The sequence below is a fragment of the Rhodococcus sp. NPDC054953 genome, assembly GCF_053609225.1.
Genome location: NZ_JBSGXD010000005.1, coordinates 149,449 through 168,349, shown reverse-complemented (window position 1 = coordinate 168,349; position 18,901 = coordinate 149,449). Strand labels below are relative to the sequence as shown.

At 70.5% G+C, this 18,901-nt stretch carries 21 protein-coding genes; 9 read left to right on the top strand and 12 right to left on the bottom strand.

Annotated elements, in window-relative coordinates; genetic code table 11:
* Window positions 1-36 precede the first annotated feature (36 nt).
* The 6 genes from ACWF62_RS05920 to ACWF62_RS05895 form a co-directional block, all read right to left on the bottom strand.
* A complete protein-coding gene (locus tag ACWF62_RS05920; RefSeq protein WP_378506683.1) occupies window positions 37-705 on the bottom strand; it encodes a methionine ABC transporter permease in 669 nt (222 codons plus the stop codon).
* A complete protein-coding gene (locus ACWF62_RS05915) occupies window positions 702-1,718 on the bottom strand; it encodes a methionine ABC transporter ATP-binding protein (RefSeq protein ID WP_378506682.1) in 1,017 nt (338 codons plus the stop codon). Before ACWF62_RS05915 ends, ACWF62_RS05920 begins: the two co-directional genes overlap by 4 nt.
* Window positions 1,718-2,551, bottom strand: a complete 834-nt coding sequence (locus ACWF62_RS05910) for a MetQ/NlpA family ABC transporter substrate-binding protein (protein WP_452629607.1) — start codon at window positions 2,549-2,551, stop codon at window positions 1,718-1,720. Before ACWF62_RS05910 ends, ACWF62_RS05915 begins: the two co-directional genes overlap by 1 nt.
* Before the next feature lie 31 nt (window positions 2,552-2,582).
* Window positions 2,583-3,581, bottom strand: coding sequence for an isopenicillin N synthase family dioxygenase (locus ACWF62_RS05905; RefSeq protein ID WP_378506680.1), 999 nt, complete (start codon window positions 3,579-3,581; stop codon window positions 2,583-2,585).
* Between the two features lie 317 nt (window positions 3,582-3,898).
* Window positions 3,899-5,380, bottom strand: coding sequence for a SulP family inorganic anion transporter (locus tag ACWF62_RS05900; protein WP_452629606.1), 1,482 nt, complete (start codon window positions 5,378-5,380; stop codon window positions 3,899-3,901).
* A 75-nt stretch (window positions 5,381-5,455) separates the two neighbouring features.
* Window positions 5,456-6,136 carry an SDR family NAD(P)-dependent oxidoreductase gene (locus tag ACWF62_RS05895; RefSeq protein WP_378506678.1) on the bottom strand — a complete coding sequence of 227 codons (681 nt, stop codon included), beginning with the start codon at window positions 6,134-6,136 and terminating at the stop codon, window positions 5,456-5,458.
* A gap of 102 nt (window positions 6,137-6,238) precedes the next feature.
* On the opposite strand from ACWF62_RS05895, the gene ACWF62_RS05890 reads away from it, so the two are divergent.
* Window positions 6,239-7,132, top strand: a complete 894-nt coding sequence (locus ACWF62_RS05890) for a helix-turn-helix domain-containing protein (protein ID WP_378569931.1) — start codon at window positions 6,239-6,241, stop codon at window positions 7,130-7,132.
* Window positions 7,133-7,169: 37 nt separating this feature from the next.
* Here ACWF62_RS05890 and ACWF62_RS05885 read toward each other — a convergent pair whose 3' ends face one another.
* The gene (locus tag ACWF62_RS05885) at window positions 7,170-7,712 is read right to left on the bottom strand and encodes an alpha/beta hydrolase (RefSeq protein WP_378506676.1); all 543 of its coding nucleotides are present in this window, start codon (window positions 7,710-7,712) and stop codon (window positions 7,170-7,172) included.
* Window positions 7,713-7,838: 126 nt separating this feature from the next.
* Between ACWF62_RS05885 and ACWF62_RS05880 the strand changes: the two genes are divergently transcribed.
* The 3 genes from ACWF62_RS05880 to ACWF62_RS05870 are packed head-to-tail and all read left to right on the top strand — an operon-like array spanning window position 7,839 to window position 9,873.
* Window positions 7,839-8,201, top strand: coding sequence for a GntR family transcriptional regulator (locus ACWF62_RS05880; RefSeq protein ID WP_378506675.1), 363 nt, complete (start codon window positions 7,839-7,841; stop codon window positions 8,199-8,201).
* On the top strand, window positions 8,198-9,121 hold the full coding sequence (locus tag ACWF62_RS05875) for an ABC transporter ATP-binding protein (RefSeq protein WP_452629604.1): 924 nt from the start codon (window positions 8,198-8,200) through the stop codon (window positions 9,119-9,121). The genes ACWF62_RS05880 and ACWF62_RS05875 overlap by 4 nt, the downstream gene beginning before the upstream one ends.
* The gene (locus ACWF62_RS05870) at window positions 9,118-9,873 is read left to right on the top strand and encodes an ABC transporter permease (RefSeq protein WP_452629603.1); all 756 of its coding nucleotides are present in this window, start codon (window positions 9,118-9,120) and stop codon (window positions 9,871-9,873) included. The genes ACWF62_RS05875 and ACWF62_RS05870 overlap by 4 nt, the downstream gene beginning before the upstream one ends.
* 5 nt (window positions 9,874-9,878) lie before the next feature.
* Here the strand turns inward: ACWF62_RS05870 and ACWF62_RS05865 are convergent, their stop codons facing one another.
* The 3 genes from ACWF62_RS05865 to ACWF62_RS05855 form a co-directional block, all read right to left on the bottom strand.
* Window positions 9,879-11,411, bottom strand: a complete 1,533-nt coding sequence (locus ACWF62_RS05865; RefSeq protein WP_452629601.1) for a cobyric acid synthase — start codon at window positions 11,409-11,411, stop codon at window positions 9,879-9,881.
* Window positions 11,408-12,265 (bottom strand): type I methionyl aminopeptidase, encoded by an 858-nt coding sequence (map, locus tag ACWF62_RS05860; protein WP_452629600.1) that lies wholly within the window; start codon window positions 12,263-12,265, stop codon window positions 11,408-11,410. The genes ACWF62_RS05865 and map overlap by 4 nt, the downstream gene beginning before the upstream one ends.
* An 81-nt stretch (window positions 12,266-12,346) precedes the next feature.
* Complete coding sequence (locus ACWF62_RS05855) at window positions 12,347-13,834, bottom strand: MFS transporter (RefSeq protein WP_452629599.1); 1,488 nt, start codon at window positions 13,832-13,834, stop codon at window positions 12,347-12,349.
* Between the two features lie 65 nt (window positions 13,835-13,899).
* On the opposite strand from ACWF62_RS05855, the gene ACWF62_RS05850 reads away from it, so the two are divergent.
* A complete protein-coding gene (locus tag ACWF62_RS05850; RefSeq protein ID WP_378569935.1) occupies window positions 13,900-14,373 on the top strand; it encodes a MarR family winged helix-turn-helix transcriptional regulator in 474 nt (157 codons plus the stop codon).
* 68 nt (window positions 14,374-14,441) lie between these two features.
* Window positions 14,442-14,801: a hypothetical protein gene (locus ACWF62_RS05845; protein WP_452629598.1), complete on the top strand. Its 360-nt coding sequence runs from the start codon at window positions 14,442-14,444 to the stop codon at window positions 14,799-14,801.
* 6 nt (window positions 14,802-14,807) lie between these two features.
* Here the strand turns inward: ACWF62_RS05845 and ACWF62_RS05840 are convergent, their stop codons facing one another.
* Complete coding sequence (locus ACWF62_RS05840) at window positions 14,808-14,996, bottom strand: ChaB family protein (protein WP_452629597.1); 189 nt, start codon at window positions 14,994-14,996, stop codon at window positions 14,808-14,810.
* A gap of 109 nt (window positions 14,997-15,105) precedes the next feature.
* Window positions 15,106-15,810 carry a GntR family transcriptional regulator gene (locus ACWF62_RS05835; protein ID WP_452629627.1) on the bottom strand — a complete coding sequence of 235 codons (705 nt, stop codon included), beginning with the start codon at window positions 15,808-15,810 and terminating at the stop codon, window positions 15,106-15,108.
* Between the two features lie 175 nt (window positions 15,811-15,985).
* Between ACWF62_RS05835 and ACWF62_RS05830 the strand changes: the two genes are divergently transcribed.
* The 3 genes from ACWF62_RS05830 to ACWF62_RS05820 are packed head-to-tail and all read left to right on the top strand — an operon-like array spanning window position 15,986 to window position 18,900.
* Window positions 15,986-17,113 carry a TIGR03364 family FAD-dependent oxidoreductase gene (locus tag ACWF62_RS05830; protein WP_452629596.1) on the top strand — a complete coding sequence of 376 codons (1,128 nt, stop codon included), beginning with the start codon at window positions 15,986-15,988 and terminating at the stop codon, window positions 17,111-17,113.
* Window positions 17,114-17,133: 20 nt separating this feature from the next.
* On the top strand, window positions 17,134-17,823 hold the full coding sequence (locus ACWF62_RS05825) for a phosphonatase-like hydrolase (RefSeq protein ID WP_378506665.1): 690 nt from the start codon (window positions 17,134-17,136) through the stop codon (window positions 17,821-17,823).
* A gap of 27 nt (window positions 17,824-17,850) precedes the next feature.
* Window positions 17,851-18,900, top strand: coding sequence for a 2-aminoethylphosphonate ABC transporter substrate-binding protein (locus ACWF62_RS05820; protein ID WP_452629595.1), 1,050 nt, complete (start codon window positions 17,851-17,853; stop codon window positions 18,898-18,900).
* Window position 18,901: the final 1 nt, after the last annotated feature.

Genomic DNA, 18,901 nt, shown 5'->3' with positions numbered 1-18,901 from the left:
GGGGTGCACCGCACGCACGGTTCGCGGAGCGCGCGCCTACTTGCGGTGGTCCAGTGCCCGGACCGCGCGGTCACCGATCGTCTGCATGATCTGCACCATGACGATCAGCACCACGACCGCGACGAGCAGCACCGGCGTGTTGAACCGCTGGTAGCCGTACACGATCGCGAAGTCGCCGAGCCCGCCGCCGCCGATCACACCGGCCATCGCCGAGTACCCGACGAGCAGCACCGACGTCAGGGTCGCGCCCGCGATCAGCGCCGACAACGACTCCGGGAGCAGCACCGTGCGGACGATCTGCCCGTTGGTGGCGCCCATCGCCTGCGCGGCCTCGACCCGGCCGACGGGCACCTCCCGCAGCGCGGACTCGACGACGCGGGCATAGAACGGGATCGCGCCGATCGTCAGCGGCACGATCGCGGCGGTCGGGCCGATCGCGGTGCCGACGATCAGCCGGGTGAACCCGATCAGCGCGATCATCAGGACCAGGAATGGCAGCGACCGGAACACGTTGACGATCGCGCCGAGCACCGCGTTCAACGCCCGCTGCGGCCACAACCCGGACGGCGAGGTCAGATGCAGGACCACCCCGATGAGGACGCCGCCGACCACGGTGAGCAGGAACGCGACGCCAACCATGTACAGCGTTTCGAGGGTCGCCTCCCACACGTCGGGCAGCGAGTCCTGCCAGGACGTTTTGTTCACGAGAGCACCCCTTCCAGGTGGGCGTCGGCGCCCCACGCGAGCGTGGTGTTCGGCTGGGCGGCGACGAACGCCTCAACGTCCGCGCGGCGGACATCGGGTCCGAAGCTCAGCCGCAACCGACCGACGGTGACCCCGGCGACCTGTTCGACGCGGCCGCCGACGACGGAGATGTCGACGTCGAGTGCCCGGACGAGCTGGGAGAGCCAGGGGCCGTGCGCGTCGTCGCCGATGGTGGTGACGATCGCGGTGTCGCTCACCTCCTCGGTGGGGTCTCCCCCGACCGGGACGATCGCCGAGCCGAGGATCGAGCCGGGCGCGGCGACCAGGTCGAGGATGCGCCCGGTCTCGGCGATGCGGCCGTCGTCGAGCCGGGCCGCGGACGTGCAGATGCGGCGCAGCACCCCGAGCTCGTGGGTGATGAGGACGACGGTGACGCCGATCGCCCGGTTCACCTCGGCGAGCAGGTCGAGCACCTGGTCGGTGGTGTCCGGGTCGAGGGCGCTGGTCGCCTCGTCGCACAGCAGCACGTCCGGGTTCGACGCGAGCGCGCGGGCGATGCCGACGCGCTGCTGCTGGCCGCCGGACAGCTGCGACGGGTACGCCTTCTCCTTGCCCGCCAGCCCGACGAGCTTGATCAGTTCGTCGGCGCGGGCGCGGCGCTCGGCCCGGCCCACCCCGGCCAGTTCGAGGGGGAACTCGACGTTGGCCCGCACGGTCCGCGAGTGCAGCAGGTTGAACTGCTGGAACACGGTGCCGATGCGGCGGCGGGCGGCCCGCAGGCCAGCACCGGAGAGCCGCGACAGGTCGTCACCGCGGAGCAGGATGCGCCCGCTGGTGGGCTGCTCGAGCAGGTTCAGGCAGCGCAGCAGCGTCGACTTGCCCGCCCCGGACGGCCCGACGATGCCGAAGATCTCGCCCTCGGCGATGTCGAGGTCAATGCCGCGCAGGGCCGCGACCTCCCCCGAGCCTCCGACTGCGGGGAAGGTCTTGACCAGGCTTTCGACGGTGATCATCAGCCGGCCGCGTGCACGGGGATGACGGCGCCGGAGTAGTTCTCCTCGATCCAGGCGGCGGTCTCCGGGGACTGCAGCGCCGCGGCGAGCGCCTGGACGCCGGGATCGTTCTCCTGCGCGGCGCGGACGACGAGCAGGTTCGCGAACGGGTTGTCCTCGGCCTTCTCCGCGATGAGCGTGTCCGTCGTCGGGTTCAGGCCGGCCTCGAGCGCGTAGTTGGAGTTGATGACGGCGGCGGTGATCTGCGGGTCGCCGAGGTTGCGGGCGATCTGCGAGCGCTCGATCTCGATGAACTTCAGGTTCTTCGGGTTCGCCTTGATGTTGGCCTGCGTGACGACGGACAGGTTGGCATCGGCGAACGGGACGTCCATCTCGATCAGGCCGGCGGACTCGAGCAGATAGAGGCCGCGGGAGAAGTTGGTGGTGTCCTTGGGCAGCGCGATGGTGGCGCCGTCGGCGAGCTGGTCGACGGCGGTGATCTTCTCCGAGTACAGGCCCATCGGCTCGAGGTGCACGTCGGCGACCGAGACGAGATCGTCGACGCCCTTCTGCTTCTGCCAGTCCGACAGGTAGGGGGCGTGCTGGAAGTAGTTGGCCTCGACGTCCCCCGCGGCGAGGAGTTCGTTGGGGTCGATCTCGCCGGTGACCGGCTTGATGTCGAGCGTGACGTCGCCGAGCACTCCGGAGTCGGCGATGTGCTCGAGGATCTCGACGTGCGGGGTGCTGGATGCGGAGATCACCAGCGTCTCGGCGTCGTTCCCCGACGAGCAGGCGGCGAGGCCCGCGGCGAGCAGGGCGGCGGCGGACAGGATTGCGGTGCGGCGCAGGAGCATTCGGGAGATACCTTCCGGGTGGGTGGGTCGGTCAGCCGCGCAGGGCGGGGAGGCCCTGCAGGTCGCGGTGGTACCGCTCGGTGACGTTGGGGTGGGCGCGCAGCCGGGACTTGAGGGCGTTGAGCCCGTACCGGGCGTGCAGGGTGCCGCCGTGCTGGTCCGGGCCGACGCCCGCCGCGTCGGCGGCGAGTTCCGGCGCGAGCGGGATCACCGGCAGGGCCTCGTCGTAGCCGGGGTTGAGGAAGAACGGCAACGACACCCGGTCCGTGCCCGCGGCGGGCGGGCGCACCCGGTGCACGGTGGCCTTGAGGTAGCCACCGGTGGCGACCTCGAGCAGTTCGCCGATGTTGACGAGCAGATGTCCGGGCAGCGGGTCGACGTCCAACCATCCGCCATCTGTTTCCACCTGGAAGCCGCCGCTGGTGGGCTCCGGGTACAGCAGGGTCAGCGCGCCGACATCCTTGTGGCTACCGACGCCCTGGTCGGTGACCGAGCCGTCGTGGCCCGGGTAGCGGGCGATCTTGAGCAGCGGGTCGGGGTCGGCGAAGGCGGCATCGAAGAAGTCCGCTGGCGCGCCGAGCGAGACCGCCCAGCCGCGGATCAGCCGCAGGCCCGCGTCCTGCGCCTGCGCCGACCACTCGAGCGCCAGCTGCCGCAGCCGCGGCACCGCGGTCGGCCACAGGTTCGGTCCGTGCAGCACGTCCCACGGGCGGGCCGGGTCGATCGGGTCGACGGCAGCCCGTTCGGGGCCGATGTCGAGCTGCTCGCGCCAGTCGATGTAGCCCTGCGTGCGTTCGCCGCCGACGCGGGTGTAGCCGCGGAACTGCGGCGAGTTCCCGTTCTCGATCTCAAGCTTGTCCGCCTCGGGCAGCGCGAAGAACGCGCGCGCCGTGGCGATCAGGTCGTCGGTGAGCCGCTGGTCGATGCCGTGACCGGTGAGGTAGAAGAACCCGATCTCGTGGGTGACCCGGCGCAGGGCGTCGACGTCGAGGTTCTCCAGATCGATGATCGGGAGGGCGGGGGCGGACATGGGACGGATCCTTTCGCCACGGGCACCGGGAAGAACAGGCGCTGTGACGAGTCGGTGCCCGGGAAATCACGGGAAGTTGCGGAGCGGCCGGGGTGCCGTCGCGGGGCTCTCGTCTCAGCGCTGGCGCATGCGACAACCACGACACATGGTCGTGGGGTCGGCGGTGCGTGCCGTGCCGCGCATCGAGGTCCTTCCGAACGAGATCGTTGCTACCGCGTACGAGTCGGGTGTGACTGCACGTTAATGCGCCGACGGTAGATAGTTCAAATCCTGCGTATACGCGCGGCGCCGGACGGCGACAAATATGCGGTGAACGGTCACAGCCTCCCCGACAGCCGGTCCACACGGTCTCGGCCCGCCCCGGTCAATCCCACCATCCGGACGGACTTGCCGAGCGCCGCGTACCGTTCCCGCACCGCGTCGAGGGTGGCGACCGTGGACGCGTCCCACACGTCGGCCGCCCCGAGGTCGATGATCACCGACGACGGATCGCCCGCGTAGTCGAACCGGCGCACCAGGTCGTTGCTCGACGCCCAGAACAGCTGCCCGGTCAGCCGGTACACCCGGTCTCCGTCGCGGTCCTCGACGGTGACCGTCGTCTGGTGCGCGACCCGCCGCGCGAACGCGGCCATCGCGGCCAGGACACCGAGGACAACGCCGACCGCGAGGTTCTCGGTCGCCAGGGTCCCGACGACCGTCACGATCATCACGACGGTCTCGCTGCGCGGCATGATCCGCAGCGTGCGCGGGGCGATGCTGCGCCAGTCGAAGGTGGTCGCCGCGATCAGCACCATCACCGCGACCAGCGCGGCCATCGGGATCGCGCCGACCACATCGCCGACCGTCAGGCAGAGCACCAACAGGAACAGGCCCGCCAGGAACGTGGAGATCCGGGTTCGGGCGCGACCCTCCTTGACGTTGATCATGGTCTGGCCGATCATCGCGCAGCCGCCCATGCCGCCGAACAGGGCGCCCGCCAGGTTCCCGACGCCCTGCCCCAGGGATTCGCGGGTCTTGTCCGACTCGGTGCCGGTCAGGTCGTCGACGAGTTTCGCGGTGAGCAGCGATTCGAGCAGGCCAACCAGCGCCAGGCCGAGGGCGAACGGCGCGATGATCGTCAGAGTCTCCCAGGTGAGCGGGACGTCCGGGATCATCCACGTCGGCAGACCGGACGGCAGCGCGCCCTGGTCGGCGACGTCGGGCACGTCCAGCCGGAACAGGGCGACCATCCCGGTGAGCACGACGATCGCGATCAGCGGCGCCGGGACCGCCCGCGTCAGCCGCGGAACCAGGACCACCATCGCGATCCCCGCGACCACCAGCGGATACACCAGCCACGGAACGTCGACGAGGTGCCGAATCTGGGCACTGAAAATCAGGATCGCGAGCGCGTTGACGAACCCGATCATCACCGACCTCGGGATGAACCGCACCAGCCGCGCGAGGCCCGCTGCCGCGAACGCGATCTGCACTGCCCCGGCGAGCCACACCGCGGCGATCAGGTAGTCGATGCCGTGCGCCGCGACGAGCGGCGCGATCACCAACGCGGTGGCCCCCGCCGCCGCCGACACCATCGCGGGGCGGCCGCCGGCGATCGCGACCGTCATCGCCATGATGCAGGAGGTGTACAGCGCCACCTTCGGATCGACGCCCGCGATGACCGCGAACGAGATCACCTCGGGGATCAGCGCCAACGATGTCACCAACCCGGCGAGGATCTCGGTGCGCAGCCTGCGCGGCGAGCGAAGGGCGGAACGGACCGAGGTGATGTCGGGCGGGGCGGGGACGGTGTCGAGCACCGGCAGAGTGTAGTGCGCGTCGCGGCCGCGGGTGGCCCGCCCGCCCCTGGCCCGGCGAGCGGGTCGCGCGGTTGCTCAGTACTCGATGCGGCCCGCGCGGTCGAAGAACTGTCCGGTCGGGCCGTCGGGACCGAGCCGGGCCAGCATCACCGTCGCATCCGTTCCCTCGGTCACCGTCTGGTGCCCGGTGTGCCGGTTGAAGTCGGTGCTGGTGTAGCCCGGGTCGCTGGCGTTGATCCGAAATCCGGGCAGGCTCTTGGCGTACTGGACCGTCAGCGCGATCACGGCCGCCTTCGAGCATGCGTAGGGCACCCCCCGAACGGCGTACTCGTCACTGCCGGGAGTGCTCAACGCGCGGGCGAATCCGACGCCGGAGGCGACGTTGACGATCACCGGATTCGCCGAGTCCCGCAGCAGCGCGAGCGCGGCCTGGGTGAGACGCACGATCCCGAGAACGTTCGTGTCGAACACCTGCTGCACGGCGGCGACATCGAGGTCATCGACGCCGAAGGACCTGCCGAGGACGCCCGCGTTGTTCACGAGGACGTCAAGCTCGGGCAGCCCGGCGAGCGCCCGGTCGACGCTGCGCTGGTCGGTGACGTCGAGCTGCACCGGGTGGGCACCGTGCCTACGCACCTCCGCGGCGGAGGCGAGATCGCGCATGCCCGCATAGACGGTGTGCCCGGCGTCGACGAGCCTGCGGGCGGTCTCCAGGCCGAGGCCTCGGTTGGCTCCCGTGATGAGTGTGGTGGTCATGCCCACCACGGTTGCGCGGCTCCGGCGCACGCACCAGGCACAGACCCACGGTGGGTCCGGCAGTACCACCCACCTCGCGACGGTAGCGAGCAGGATGGGGGCATGGACGAGTTCGCGCGGGTGCTGCGCGCTTGGCGCGACCGGGTGCAGCCAGAGCAGGTCGGGTTGCCCCCGGGAACGGGTCGACGCGCGCGGGGGCTGCGACGCGAGGAGCTCGCGATGCTCGCGGGAGTCAGCGTCGACTACCTCGTGCGGCTGGAGCAGGGTCGGGCAACCAACCCCTCGGCGCAACTGCTCGGCGCCCTAGCCCGCGCGTTGCGGCTGACCGACGACGAGCGCGACCACCTGTACCGGGTCGGCGGCGTCGCCGCCGCGACGCCCTCCTCGGTGCCGCGGCACGTGGGTCCCGGCGTCCAACGCATCGTGGACCGTCTCGGCGACGTGCCGGTCAGCGTGTACAGCGCCGCACACGACATCCTGCTGTGGAATCCGCTCTGGGCGGCCCTGCTCGGCGACCCGTCGTCGCTGTCCGGGCTCCGGCGAAATCTTGTCTGGCTGGTGTTCACCGAAACAAGCACCGCCGTCACCCACACCACCGCCGGGGAAGAGGAGTTCCGAGCGGACCTGGTCGCGGACCTGCGCTCCGCGGTGGGGCGGTACCCCGACGACGCCCCGCTGCGGAACCTCGTCGACCGCCTGCTCGCGGAGTCCGCCGAGTTCGCGGCGCGGTGGGCGCAGGCACACGTGGCGCTGCACCGGTCCAGCCGAAAGACCGTGCGCACCAGGACGGTCGGCGACATTACCGTCGACTGCGATGTCCTCGGCGCACCGGGCAGCGGCGATCTGCGGATCGTCGTCTACACGGCGGTACCCGGCTCCGCCGACGCGGCGAAACTCGATCTGCTGCGGGTCGCAGGCCTGCAGGACCTCTCGCATCCCAGACCGGAACCGACGGCCGCCAGCGAGGACCACCGGGAGTCCACCCGGCCGCGCTGATCGGCGCACCACGGCACGTGGCGGCCGCCGACGATTCTCACCACATGCTGGTGCGCAGGGAGATCTCGGTGGCGAACGCGGCCGCCGCGTCGCGGGGCACCGAGCCGACCGCGAGTTCGACGACGCGGAAGTCGGAGTAGCAGCGCCGCCCGCTGGCGTCGGCCTCGGGGCGGGCGTCCGGACCACCGATCAGCAGGGTGGACGGGATCTCGACGGCCGGGCAGTCCCCGCCCGCGACCGCGGGGTGCGGGCTGTCGGCGACGACCAGACTCTTGAACCGCCCGAAGGTCCGGGCCGCGGCCTCCCAGGCCAGGGCCCCGCCCTCGCGGTCGCCCGCCAGGTTGACGTAGCTCAGGCCCAGACCGTCGAGGAGCGCGAGCAGCCCGGCCACGTCGAGGCCGGTGATCGTGTCGGGCACGACCGTGCGCAGGTCGGAGCCGTGCAAGCGCTCGCAGACCGCGTCGAACACGGTCGCGTCCTCGCCTGCACCGGGCAGCAGCACGACCACGTGGGCACTCTCGGGCCCGTCGACCCGAACCGTCCGGACCACCCCGCCGACCGACACTTCCGTCAACTCCATGGCACCGGACGGTACACGCAGCCGCGGCGCGGCCCCGGAACCGTCGGGGTTGTCGAACGCCCGCCAAGCCTCTATGGTTCATTACATGAGTACTGAACCAGTGAGCCTGACCGCGGGGCGGTTCCCGTGATCGACGACGGCAGGCCGCTGTTCCAACAGATCGCTGAACAGATCGAGGGCGCGATCATCGACGGCTCGCTGCTCGAGGAGACGCAGGTTCCCTCCACCAACGAACTCGCTGCCTTCCACCGGATCAACCCGGCGACCGCGGCCAAGGGCCTCAATCAACTGGTCGCCGAGGGGATCCTCTACAAGAAACGGGGAATCGGAATGTTCGTCACGGCAGGAGCGCGCGAGACGCTCCGGCGCCGGCGGCGCGATGCGTTCGCGCGCCAGTTCATCGAGCCGCTCGTCGCGGAGGCGGAACGCCTCGCGATCCCGCTCGACGACATCAAATCCATGCTCGACACCAGGGAGGTGGCCCGATGACACGAAGTGTGACGGCACTGCACAGCACCGCTGCGACCGCGGCCGACACGGTCGCGTCGATGCGCGGGATCGGGATGCGCTACGGCGAGTTCGACGCCCTCACGGACATCTCCTTCGATATCGAACGCGACAAGATCTATGGCCTGCTCGGGCGCAACGGCGCAGGCAAGACCACGATCATGTCGATCCTCACCGGCCAGACCGTCCAGACCTCCGGTGCGGCGACCGTGTTCGGCGCCGCACCGTTCGAGAACGCCTCGGTGCTGCGGAACATCAGCTTCATCAAGGAGAGCCAGACCTACCCAGAGGACCTCTGCGTCGGGCACGTCCTGAGCACGGCGGGCCACCTGATGGAGCGGTGGGATCATCAGTTCGCCGAGCAACTGCTCGACGACTTCCAGCTGCCGCTCCGCCGCAAGGTGAAGAAACTCTCCCGCGGCATGAAGTCCTCCCTCGGCGTGATCATCGGTCTCGCCTCGCGGGCACCCCTCACACTGTTCGACGAGCCGTACCTCGGCCTCGACGCCGTCGCACGACACCTGTTCTACGATCGCCTGCTCGCGGACTACGCCGAGCATCCCCGCACGATCGTGCTGTCGACGCATCTGATCGACGAGGTCGCGAACCTGCTCGAGCACGTCATCGTCGTCGATCGGGGCCGCATCGTGGTCGACGACGACGCCGACGCCCTCCGCAGTCGGGCCGTCATCGTCACCGGACCCAGCGCCGCCGTGGACGGGTTCGCAACGACAGGCACCGTCCTGCACCGGGAGTCGCTCGGATCCCACACCAGGGCGACGGTCGAGATCACCGCCGACGAGGCCGCCCGCGCCCGCCTGGCCGCCGCGGGCGCCACGATCGAACCGGCGTCGTTGCAGGAGTTCGTCATCCGCACCACCACCCAGGAGCCGACGTCATGACCGCACCGACCGCATCCGCACCCGCATCCGCACCCGCATCCCCGCACGACCGCGCCGCCCCGTCCCGGATCATCTCGGTGCTGCACCTGCACACCGTCGCGTGGCCGCTGCTGGTGGCGTGGCCCATCGGCATTCTCGCCGTATCCTTCGCGATCAGCTGGACGATCTATTATCTTCTCGACACCCAGGAAGGCGAGGGCTTCACCGGCGCCCTGTTCTCGCTCTCCGGATTCGTGTTCGCGTTCTACGTCCAGGCGCTGACTCAGAGCTTCCCGTTCGCGTTGGGGCTGAGCGTGACCCGGCGCGAGTTCTACCGCGCGACGGCCCTGATGGCACTCGGCCAGTCGGCGATCTTCGCGGTGGCGGTCCAACTGTTGTCCGTGATCGAGAGCGCGACGGGCGGGTGGGGCGTGAACATGCGGATGTTCGGGCTCATGCGCTATGCCACGGACAACCCGGCCGTCCAGCTGCTGGCGCTCTTCGCGATCCTGCTCGCGGCCACCGGCATCGCCATGCTCGCCGGCGCGATCTACCAGCGATGGCGCGTCACCGGCCTGCTCACGGCGGGCGTCGCGGTGGTAGGCGGGCTCGGCCTGGCCGCCATCGTGATCACCTGGGCGAAGTGGTGGCCGGAGATCGGCTCGTGGTTCGTGAACTCGCCGACGGTCGTGCCGACCGTGGCACTGCCGCTGGTTGTGGCCGCGGTGACACTGGCCGGCGGGTGGGGCGCCCTGCGCAGGGCCACCCCCTGACCGCCTCACCCGGTGGTCGGTGTCAGACCTGACGTGATCACGGGAAGCCGTTCGGGCACACCGCGTTCGATCAGCGCCAGGACCTCGTCGACGTCGACGTGCCGTTCCACCAGATCGGCCAGCAGGTCAAGCTGGGCGGCGCGTTCGGCGGCGACGGACGTGTCGGGGGCGACGGTGAAGTCCCTGCCGGTGGCCACGGCGATGTCGGTGAGCAGCCTGCGCCGGTACCCGTCGGACTCGAGCAGGCCGTGCCAGTGGGTGCCGAGGACGGCACCGCGAATGCTGCCCTCCGGGGTGCCGTCCTCGTGGCCCAGCAGCGCCGGATCCCCGGTCCGGGTCACCCGACCGTGGTGGATCTCGTAGCCGGACACCGCGATTCCGTCCGCGATTCCGGTCACCTGCCGCAGCACCTTGTCCGGGGCGAACTCGACGTCGACATCGAGCAGGCCGAGACCGTCCACGGCGCCGACACCGGATTCCACCATGTCGGTAATCCGGCGGCCGAGCATCTGGTAGCCGCCACAGATCCCGAGAATCGGCAGTCCGGCGGCCGCCCGGGACGTCACCGCGGCGGCGAGCCCCGAGGACCGCAGCCACGCCAGGTCCGCGACGGTGGACTTGCTGCCGGGGAGCACGACGAGATCGGCGTCGGCAAGCCGGGACGGCTCGCTCACCCAGTGCACCGACACCCCCGGCTCGCAGGCCAGCGCCTCGACGTCGGTGGCGTTCGAGACGCGGGGCAGCCGGATCGCGGCCACTCGCAACCAGTCCCGGCCGCGCGGCGGCGCTGGCCTGCCGACCGGGGCGTCCGCGGTGGTCGACAGCGAGTCCTCCGCATCGATCCACAGGCCCTCGGCGAACGGCACCACCCCGAGGGTGGGACGCCCGGTCAACGACTCCAGTTGCCGCAGTCCGGGTTCCAGTAACCCGACGTCACCGCGGAACTTGTTCACCACGAACCCGGCGATCAGTGCCTGGTCCTCGGGCTCGAGCACCGCGACGGTGCCGAACAGATGCGCGAGCACTCCCCCGCGGTCGATGTCGCCGACCACGACGACCGGCAACCCCGCCGCACGCGCGAGGCCCATGTTTGCGAGGTCCGTTGCGCGCAGGTTGATCTCGGCGGGCGAGCCTGCACCCTCGCAGACGACGATGTCGAATTCGGCGCGCAACGACGCAAGTTCGTCGGCGACCACCCCACGCAGCCACTGCCGATGGGTCATGTAATCGCGGGCGCCGACCGAGGTGACGGCCTTGCCGCGGACCACGAGCTGCGAGGTGCGGTCGCTGCCCGGCTTGAGCAGGACCGGATTGAACCGCACACTCGGTTCGAGTCCACACGCCCGCGCCTGCAGCGCCTGGGCGCGTCCGATCTCGCCTCCGTCGAGGGTGACGACGGAGTTGTTGGACATGTTCTGCGCCTTGAACGGCGCCACCGAGATCCCTCGACGCGCCAATAGGCGGCACAGCCCCGCGACGAGGACGCTCTTGCCCGCATCGGAGGTGGTGCCTGCGACCAGCAGGGCGCCGCCGGTCACGGCAACGTGAGGATCTCGGCGCCGGTGTCGGTGACCACCAGGGTGTGCTCGAACTGGGCCGTCCACCGGCGGTCCTTGGTGACGACGGTCCAGTTGTCGTCCCAGATCTCGTAGTCGACGGTGCCGAGGTTGATCATCGGTTCGATCGTGAACACCATGCCGGGTTCGATGATCGTGTCCACGTTCGGCTGATCGTAGTGCAGGATCACCAGTCCGTTGTGGAACGTCTCGCCGATGCCGTGGCCGGTGAAGTCCCGGACGACGCCGTAGCCGAACCGGTTTGCGTACGACTCGATGACGCGGCCGATCACGTTGAGTTCACGTCCGGGTCGAACGGCCTTGATTGCGCGCATGGTGGCCTCCCGGGTGCGGTCGACGAGCAGGCGGTGCTCCTCGGAAACGTCGCCGGCGAGGAAGGTGGCGTTGGTGTCGCCGTGTACCCCGTCGAGGTAGGCGGTGACATCGATGTTGACGATGTCGCCGTCCTGGATCACCGTCGAGTCCGGGATGCCGTGGCAGATCACCTCGTTCAGCGAGGTGCAGCACGACTTCGGAAAGTCCTTGTAGCCCAGGGTCGACGGGTAGGCGCCGTGGTCGACCATGTACTCGTGCGCGATCCGGTCGAGCTCGTCGGTGGTCACCCCCGGCGCGACGGCCCGACCCGCCTCCTGCAGGGCCTGCGCGGCGATCTGCCCCGCGAGCCGCATCTTCTCGATCGTCTCCGGCGTCTGCACCCACGGCTCGTTGCCCTCGTTGACCGTGGGCTTCCATGCGTACTCGGGGCGCTCGATCTTCCCGGGAACGGCCAGGGTCGGCGAGACGGTTCCGGGGACCAGGGGTGCGCGCACAGACATGGCGTCAAGGTTACGCGCCGCGTGACCACCGACGGGGCCGAGCCCGGCGGCGCCCACGAGGGAGGCCCGCGGGCGGGGCGATCAGCGTTGCGCAACCAGGTCCGGCACCGAGGCGTCCGCTGCGGCGGACCGCCGGGCCGGGATCGCCGCGGCGACGGTCGCCGCGACCAGCGCGACACCGCATCCGATCAGCAGCCCGGTCCGGAAGCCGGCCTCCGTCGGCAGCGTGTAGTCCCCGACCGGCACGCTCATCTGGGCGAGCACCACGCCGACGACGGCGGCGGCGACGGCGGTGCCGAGGGATCGGGTCAGGGCGTTGAAGGCGTTGGCGGCCGCGGTCTCCGAGCGCGGAACCGCCCCCATGATCAGGGCGGGCATCGCGCCGTAGGCGAAACCGGTTCCGGCGCTGCAGATGCAGGCCACGATCATGATGCCCCACGCCGAGCCCATCAGCAGCAGCGAGGACCCGTACCCGACCGCGAGGATCAGGGCGCCGACGATCAGGGTGATTCTGGGCCCGCGAGCGGACGAGAGCCGGGCGCCGACGCCGGCGACCGCCATCATCACGAACCCGCCGGGCGCCATCCACAGGCCCATCTCAAGCATCGACTGGCCGAGGCCGAACCCGGTGCTCTCGGGCAGTTGCAGCAGCTGCGGCAGGATCAGCGACTGCGCATACATCGAGAACCCGACGACCACGCCAGCGACGTTGGTCAGCAGCACCTGCATCCGCGCGGTGGTCCGCAGGTCGACGAGCGGGTCGGTGACCCGCAGCTCCCACCAGCCCCAGGCCAGCAGGACGGCGACGGCGGCAACGACCAGGCCGACGGTGAGCCCGTCCGTCCAGCCCCAGTCGCCGCCCTTCGAGACGGCGAGCAGCAGGCAGACCAGCCCGACGGCAAGACCGGCGGCACCAACCGGATCGAACCGGCCCGCCGCGGGGTCGACCGGGGTCGCGGGGACGAACCTCCAGATCAACCCCGCCACCAGAACGCTGACGGCGGTCGCACCCCAGAACAGCATCCGCCAGTCGGCGTTCTGAGCGACGGCCGCGGCGAGCGGCAGACCCAACGCGCCGCCGATACCCATCGACGAACTCATCAGTGCGATGGCCGAGTTCAGCCGCTGCGGCGGAAGGAGATCGCGCATCGCGCTGATGCCGAGCGGAATCAGCCCCATCCCGACGCCCTGCAGCGCGCGCCCGGCGATCATCGGTAGCACCGAGGTCGCCAGCGCGCACACCAGCGATCCGACGATCAGGGGCACCGTGACGATCAGCAGCATGCGCCGCTTGCCGTACATGTCGCCGAGGCGGCCGGTGATCGGGGTGCACACCGCGCCCGCGACCAGCGTCGCGGTGATGACCCAGGTCGCGTTCGATGCCGACGTGTCCAGCAGCTGCGGCAGGTCGCCGATCAGCGGGACCACCAGGGTCTGCATCAGCGCGGCGACGATGCCGGTCGCGGCGAGCACCCCCACGAGCCTGTTCTCGTTCACCGCACCGACCCCGCCAGCGGACCTTGCCACGGGCACCTCCTCACCACTCGGACTTGCATCATGCAAATTCATTGCATCATACATATTCGGTGCCCGATACAATCTTCGTGCGCGATGCAACTCTCGGAAGGACGTCGATGTACACGCCCGCGGATCGGATCCAGTTCGAAACGATGCTGCTCGCCCGGCACCTGCCCCGCGCACGACGCGGCGCCGACGGGTTGGACCACAGCGCCTTCGTGGTGCTCAGCAGGCTGGCCGTCCAGGGACCGATGTCGGTCGGTGAACTCACCGAGGCGTTCGGCCTGGACACCTCCACGCTGAGCCGTCAGACCACCGCGATGCTGGGATCCGGCCTGGTACAGCGCATTCCCGATCCGGACGGCGGCATCGCCCGCAAGTTCCGGCTCACCGAGGAGGGACTGAGCCGGCTACAGGACGAGCGGGCGCTGCGGGTCCTCGGCATCGAAGGCGCACTCGCCGACTGGTCGGAGGAGGACCGAACCCTGTTCGCGGACCTGCTCAAGCGCTTCAACATCGACGTCGAGCGGCGCACCGGGCGGGTCTGGCCACGGCCGTCCGCCGCGCGGCGGGTCGACGAGGCAGGCTGAGCGGCGGACCCGGGCGTAGCGTGGAATGCGCCCGCCGCCCGGCGGGCGGCAGGGTGGAGGCGCGCGGCATGTCGGACGACGTCGAGAAGCGGTGGAACGATCCGCCGGAACTCCGGCGGGCCACCCGCTATACCTGCATCGCGGCGGGCACCGCCCTCGCGGTCATGGCCGCGCTTGCGCTCTGGGCCTATCTCGGGCGCAGCGACTGCACGGCGACCGAGGCGGCCGTCTGCGCGACCGCCGACCGCTATCTCCTCGCGATTGCCCCCGCCGCGATCCTGGCGATCGGTGGACTCGGCGCCTTCGTCCGCACCTACACGGTGTGGAAGCGGGGCGGCACCTGGCCGGTGTGGCACGGCGCAGGCTGGGTCCTGATGACGCTCACGCTGATCTATGCCGCGCTCGGCGCCGGGTTCCTCACCGACTGATCCGACTCACCCCCGCTTGGGCACCCAATGGTCGGTCTCGAGTTCGTAGCCCTGCTTGAGCTGCCCGTACGCGGCACGCTGGGCGTCCTCGCCCTCGCCGTACCGCCTGACGGCCGTCTCGTGGGCCGCCGAGAAGGCCTCCTGCACCTCCCGGGAGGATCGACGCAACGTCTGCGGGAGTTCGGTCCGGTTCACTTCGGCACCCCTTTCGTCGACATGGAATGTGTGCCCATTGTCCGTCGCCCTCGCCCGTCGCGACACCGGTGAACCGAATTCGTTATCCGGGCGGGACGGGCACGGCGGGTCAGCGAAGCTCGGCGACGAAGGCCATCCGGTCACCGCGGTACAGCGACCGCACCCGCTCGATCGGCACCCCGGCAGCATCCCGGGACACCCGATCCAACTTGAGCATCGGCAGCGCGGTGCTCGCCTCGACGAGCCCCGCCTCGCGCGGGGTGGGCAGCACGGTCTCGATCCGCTCGGTCGCCGTCGCGAACCGGACCCCCGTGGCGCGGATCGCCGCGTAGAGAGAACCCTCGGGATCGAAGGTGTCGGCCAGGTCCGGGAAGCGCGCCAACGGCAGATAAGTGCTCTCCAGTCCGATCCGCTCGCCATCGGCGAGCAGGACCCGCTCGAGGTGAATCACCGGGGCACCCGGGGCGATCTCGAGAATCTCGGACAGTCGCTCCCGCGCGTCGATCTCCTCCCACCGCACCAGGATTCGGCCCGGTTCCCGGCCCTGACTCAGCGCGCCCTCGGTGTACGACCCGAGCGAGAGGGGCTGCACCAGCTTGGGTCGGGCGACGACGGTGCCCCTCCCCCGCCGTTCGACGCGGCCGGCGACGAGCAGCTCGTGCAGCGCCTGCCGGACCGTCTCCCGTGACACCCCGCAGGTCGCGGCGAGTTCGCGCTCCGCGGGGACCGGATCACCCTCGGCGAGGCCAGCCAGCAGGTCCTCGACGTGGGTGCGCACCACGAAATGCTTGGGCACGCTCTCGGCCGTCACGATGCCACAGCACCGGGCCGACGGTGGGCCGAATCCGGCAGTGCGCCAACCTCTTCGAACACGATTGCGTCGTCGCTCACGATCGTCACAGTACCTCAGATTTGGTCTATACCAACTGTTCACCTGGAGTTTCCCGGGCGTCCCCCGGTTGGTCTAGACCAATGCCCATGCTGCCCTCATGCGAATTGCAATTGTGGGAGGCGGAATCCTCGGCACGGCACACGCCGACGAGGCGATCCGCAGAGGGCACGAGGTGGTCCACCTCGAACGGGAACCCGAGGCACGTGGTGCCACGGTACGCAACTTCGGTCTGGTCTGGGTGTCTGGGCGGGCCGAACACGAACTGGACGCGGCGCTGCGCTCGCGCGAACTGTGGGCGGACCTGGCCGCCCGGGTCCCCGCCATCGGCTTTCGTCCGGCCGGATCACTGACCCTGCTCCGCACCCCCGAGGAGGTGGCGGTCGCGGAGGAGGTGCTCGCCCGGCCCGACGCCGACGCCCGCGGGTTCACGCTGCTCGATCCCGGCCGGGTTCGCGGCGTCAACCCCGCGCTGCGCGGCAGGTACCTCGCTGGCCTGCACTGCAGCCGCGATGGTGCCGTCGAATCCCGGGTGACGCTGCCCGCCATCCGCGCGCATCTGGAGGCCAGCGGTCGCTACACCTTCCACGCCTCCACCGAGGCCCGCGAGGTGGCCAGCGACGACACCGGCGTCCATATCCGCGACGACCGCGGCCGGACCTTCGACGCCGATCTCGCGATCGTGTGCCCCGGCGCCACCCTCGGCGGGCTGGCCCGTGACCTCGCCGGGGACCTGCCGCTGCGCCGGGTCCGGCTGCAGATGATGCAGACCGCCCCGCTCGGCGAATCACTCACCACCGCGATCGCGGACGGCGACAGCCTCCGCTATTACCCCGGGTTCGCCGGCGACGCCCTCGAGGCCCTGAAGGCGGCGCAGCCGCAGGCCCCGACCGCGGCGGCGCACCGGATGCAGTTGCTGTGCGTGCAGCGCCTGCACGGCGGCCTGACGATCGGCGACACCCACGAATACGACGAGCCGTTCACCTTCGACGTCGACGAGGCCCCGTACCAGCACCTGACCTCCGTCATGGAGGAGCTGCTGGGCCGCAAGCTCCCGCCGATCGTCCAGCGGTGGGCCGGCGTCTACAGCCAGCACCTCGACCCCGGCCAGCTGGTGCACCGCGGGCAGCCCGCCGCGGGCATCTGGGTCGTCGCCGGGCCGGGCGGGCGCGGCATGACCCTCGGGCCCGCCCTCGCCGAACAGACCGCCGAGCAGCTCGGCCTCTAGAGACAACCCCAGGAGACAGCATGTCCACCACCCCGATCCGCCTCGCCGTCCTCGACATGGCAGGCACCACCGTCGCCGACGACGGACTCGTCCTTCGGGCCTTCGCCGACGCGTCCGTCGCGGGCGGAATCCCCACCGAGGGCCCGGACGGCGACGCCGCCCGGCGATACGTCCTCGACACGATGGGCCAGTCCAAGATCATCGTGTTCCGCGCGTTGACCGGCGGCGACGAGGAACGCGCCCGGGCCGCCAACGCGGCATTTGAGGCGGCCTACGACCGCCTGATCGACGAGGGCAACGCCGAACCGATCGCCGGCGCGGCCGACGCGATCACCGCGCTCCGCAACGCGGGCGTCAAGGTCGCGCTCACCACCGGGTTCAGCCGCGGCACGCAGGACAAGCTGCTTGCCGCCCTCGGGTGGCAGGAGATCGCCGACCTGACGCTGGCGCCGTCCGACGCCGGACGGGGGCGCCCCTACCCCGACCTGATCCTGACCGCCCTGCTGCGCCTGCAGATCGACGACGTCCGCGAGGTCGCCGTGCTCGGCGACACCGCCAACGACGTCACCTCCGGGCTGCGGGCAGGCGCCACCGTCGTTGCCGGGGCGCTCACCGGGGCGCACGGCGAGGACGAGCTGCGCGCAGCAGGCGCCACCGCCGTCCTGCCCTCGGTCCGCGAATTCGCCGACCTCGTCCTGTCCACCCGCTGACACCGTTCACCCACAGTGAGGATTTCGATGCGTCCCTTCACGATCCGCCCCGCCGCTGCCGCGGCCGCACTGGTCGCGACGGCCCTGACCCTGACCGCGTGCGGGGGCACCGGCACCGCCGCAAACTCGGACGGCGGTGTCGTCACCGTCTACAGCGCCGACGGACTCGCCTCCTGGTACGAACCACAGTTCGAGGAATTCACCAAGGAGACCGGCATCGCGGTCAACCTCGTCGAGGCCGGCTCCGGTGAGGTCGTCTCCCGGGTGGAGAAGGAGCAGTCCAACCCGCAGGCCGATGTCGTCGTGACGCTGCCCCCGTTCATCCAGAAGGCGGCGGCGCAGGGCCTGCTGCAGCCGAGCGGAATCGATACCTCCGCCGTCCCCGCCGACGTGCAGGATCCGGCGGGCAGCTACGTCCCGGTGGTGAACAACTACCTGACCTTCATCGCCAACCCCGGCGCGAACCCGGCCCCGACGACCTGGGACGACCTGCTTACCGAGCAGTTCAAGGGCAAGCTGCAGTACTCGACGCCGGGCCAGGCCGGCGACGGCACCGCGGTCCTGCTGCTGCTGCAGCACCTGATGGGCAAGGAGGGCGCGCTCGACTACCTGGCGGCGCTGCAGACCAACAACGTCGGCCCGTCGTCGTCGACCGGCAAGCTGCAGCCGAAGGTCAGCAACGGGGAACTGCTCGTCGCGAACGGCGACGTGCAGATGAACCTGGCGTCGATCAGGGACGACGGCTCGCAGTTCGACCTGTTCTTCCCGGCGAACCCGGACGGCACCCGCACCACCATCGCGCTCCCCTACGTGATGGGCCTTGCGACGGGCGCCCCCCGCTCCGAGGAGGCGAAGCAGCTGATGGAGTACCTGCTCTCGGAGAAGGCGCAGCGCGCCGTCGGCACCGACGCGCTCGGCGTCTCGGTGCGCACCGACCTCACGGCGGGCGAGGGCACCGACCCGAACACCCCGGCCGGGGCCCTCGCAGGCGTCGACGTGTGGACCCCGAACTGGAACGACGTGCTGCGCGACCTCGACGCCGACCTGGCCGCGTACCAGAAGGCGACCGGGAGCTGAC

What these genes read in the sequence shown, in the direction of transcription:
- ACWF62_RS05820 (WP_452629595.1), top strand. Translation starts at nt 17,851, where the DNA reads ATGCGTCCCTTCACGATCCGCCCCGCCGCTGCCGCGGCCGCACTGGTC.
- ACWF62_RS05910 (WP_452629607.1), bottom strand. Translation starts at nt 2,551, where the DNA reads ATGCTCCTGCGCCGCACCGCAATCCTGTCCGCCGCCGCCCTGCTCGCC.
- ACWF62_RS05845 (WP_452629598.1), top strand. Translation starts at nt 14,442, where the DNA reads ATGTCGGACGACGTCGAGAAGCGGTGGAACGATCCGCCGGAACTCCGG.
- ACWF62_RS05830 (WP_452629596.1), top strand. Translation starts at nt 15,986, where the DNA reads ATGCGAATTGCAATTGTGGGAGGCGGAATCCTCGGCACGGCACACGCC.
- ACWF62_RS05915 (WP_378506682.1), bottom strand. Translation starts at nt 1,718, where the DNA reads ATGATCACCGTCGAAAGCCTGGTCAAGACCTTCCCCGCAGTCGGAGGC.
- ACWF62_RS05875 (WP_452629604.1), top strand. Translation starts at nt 8,198, where the DNA reads ATGACACGAAGTGTGACGGCACTGCACAGCACCGCTGCGACCGCGGCC.
- ACWF62_RS05850 (WP_378569935.1), top strand. Translation starts at nt 13,900, where the DNA reads ATGTACACGCCCGCGGATCGGATCCAGTTCGAAACGATGCTGCTCGCC.
- ACWF62_RS05890 (WP_378569931.1), top strand. Translation starts at nt 6,239, where the DNA reads ATGGACGAGTTCGCGCGGGTGCTGCGCGCTTGGCGCGACCGGGTGCAG.
- ACWF62_RS05825 (WP_378506665.1), top strand. Translation starts at nt 17,134, where the DNA reads ATGTCCACCACCCCGATCCGCCTCGCCGTCCTCGACATGGCAGGCACC.
- ACWF62_RS05885 (WP_378506676.1), bottom strand. Translation starts at nt 7,712, where the DNA reads ATGGAGTTGACGGAAGTGTCGGTCGGCGGGGTGGTCCGGACGGTTCGG.
- ACWF62_RS05870 (WP_452629603.1), top strand. Translation starts at nt 9,118, where the DNA reads ATGACCGCACCGACCGCATCCGCACCCGCATCCGCACCCGCATCCCCG.
- ACWF62_RS05905 (WP_378506680.1), bottom strand. Translation starts at nt 3,581, where the DNA reads ATGTCCGCCCCCGCCCTCCCGATCATCGATCTGGAGAACCTCGACGTC.
- ACWF62_RS05895 (WP_378506678.1), bottom strand. Translation starts at nt 6,136, where the DNA reads ATGACCACCACACTCATCACGGGAGCCAACCGAGGCCTCGGCCTGGAG.
- ACWF62_RS05855 (WP_452629599.1), bottom strand. Translation starts at nt 13,834, where the DNA reads ATGAATTTGCATGATGCAAGTCCGAGTGGTGAGGAGGTGCCCGTGGCA.
- map (WP_452629600.1), bottom strand. Translation starts at nt 12,265, where the DNA reads ATGTCTGTGCGCGCACCCCTGGTCCCCGGAACCGTCTCGCCGACCCTG.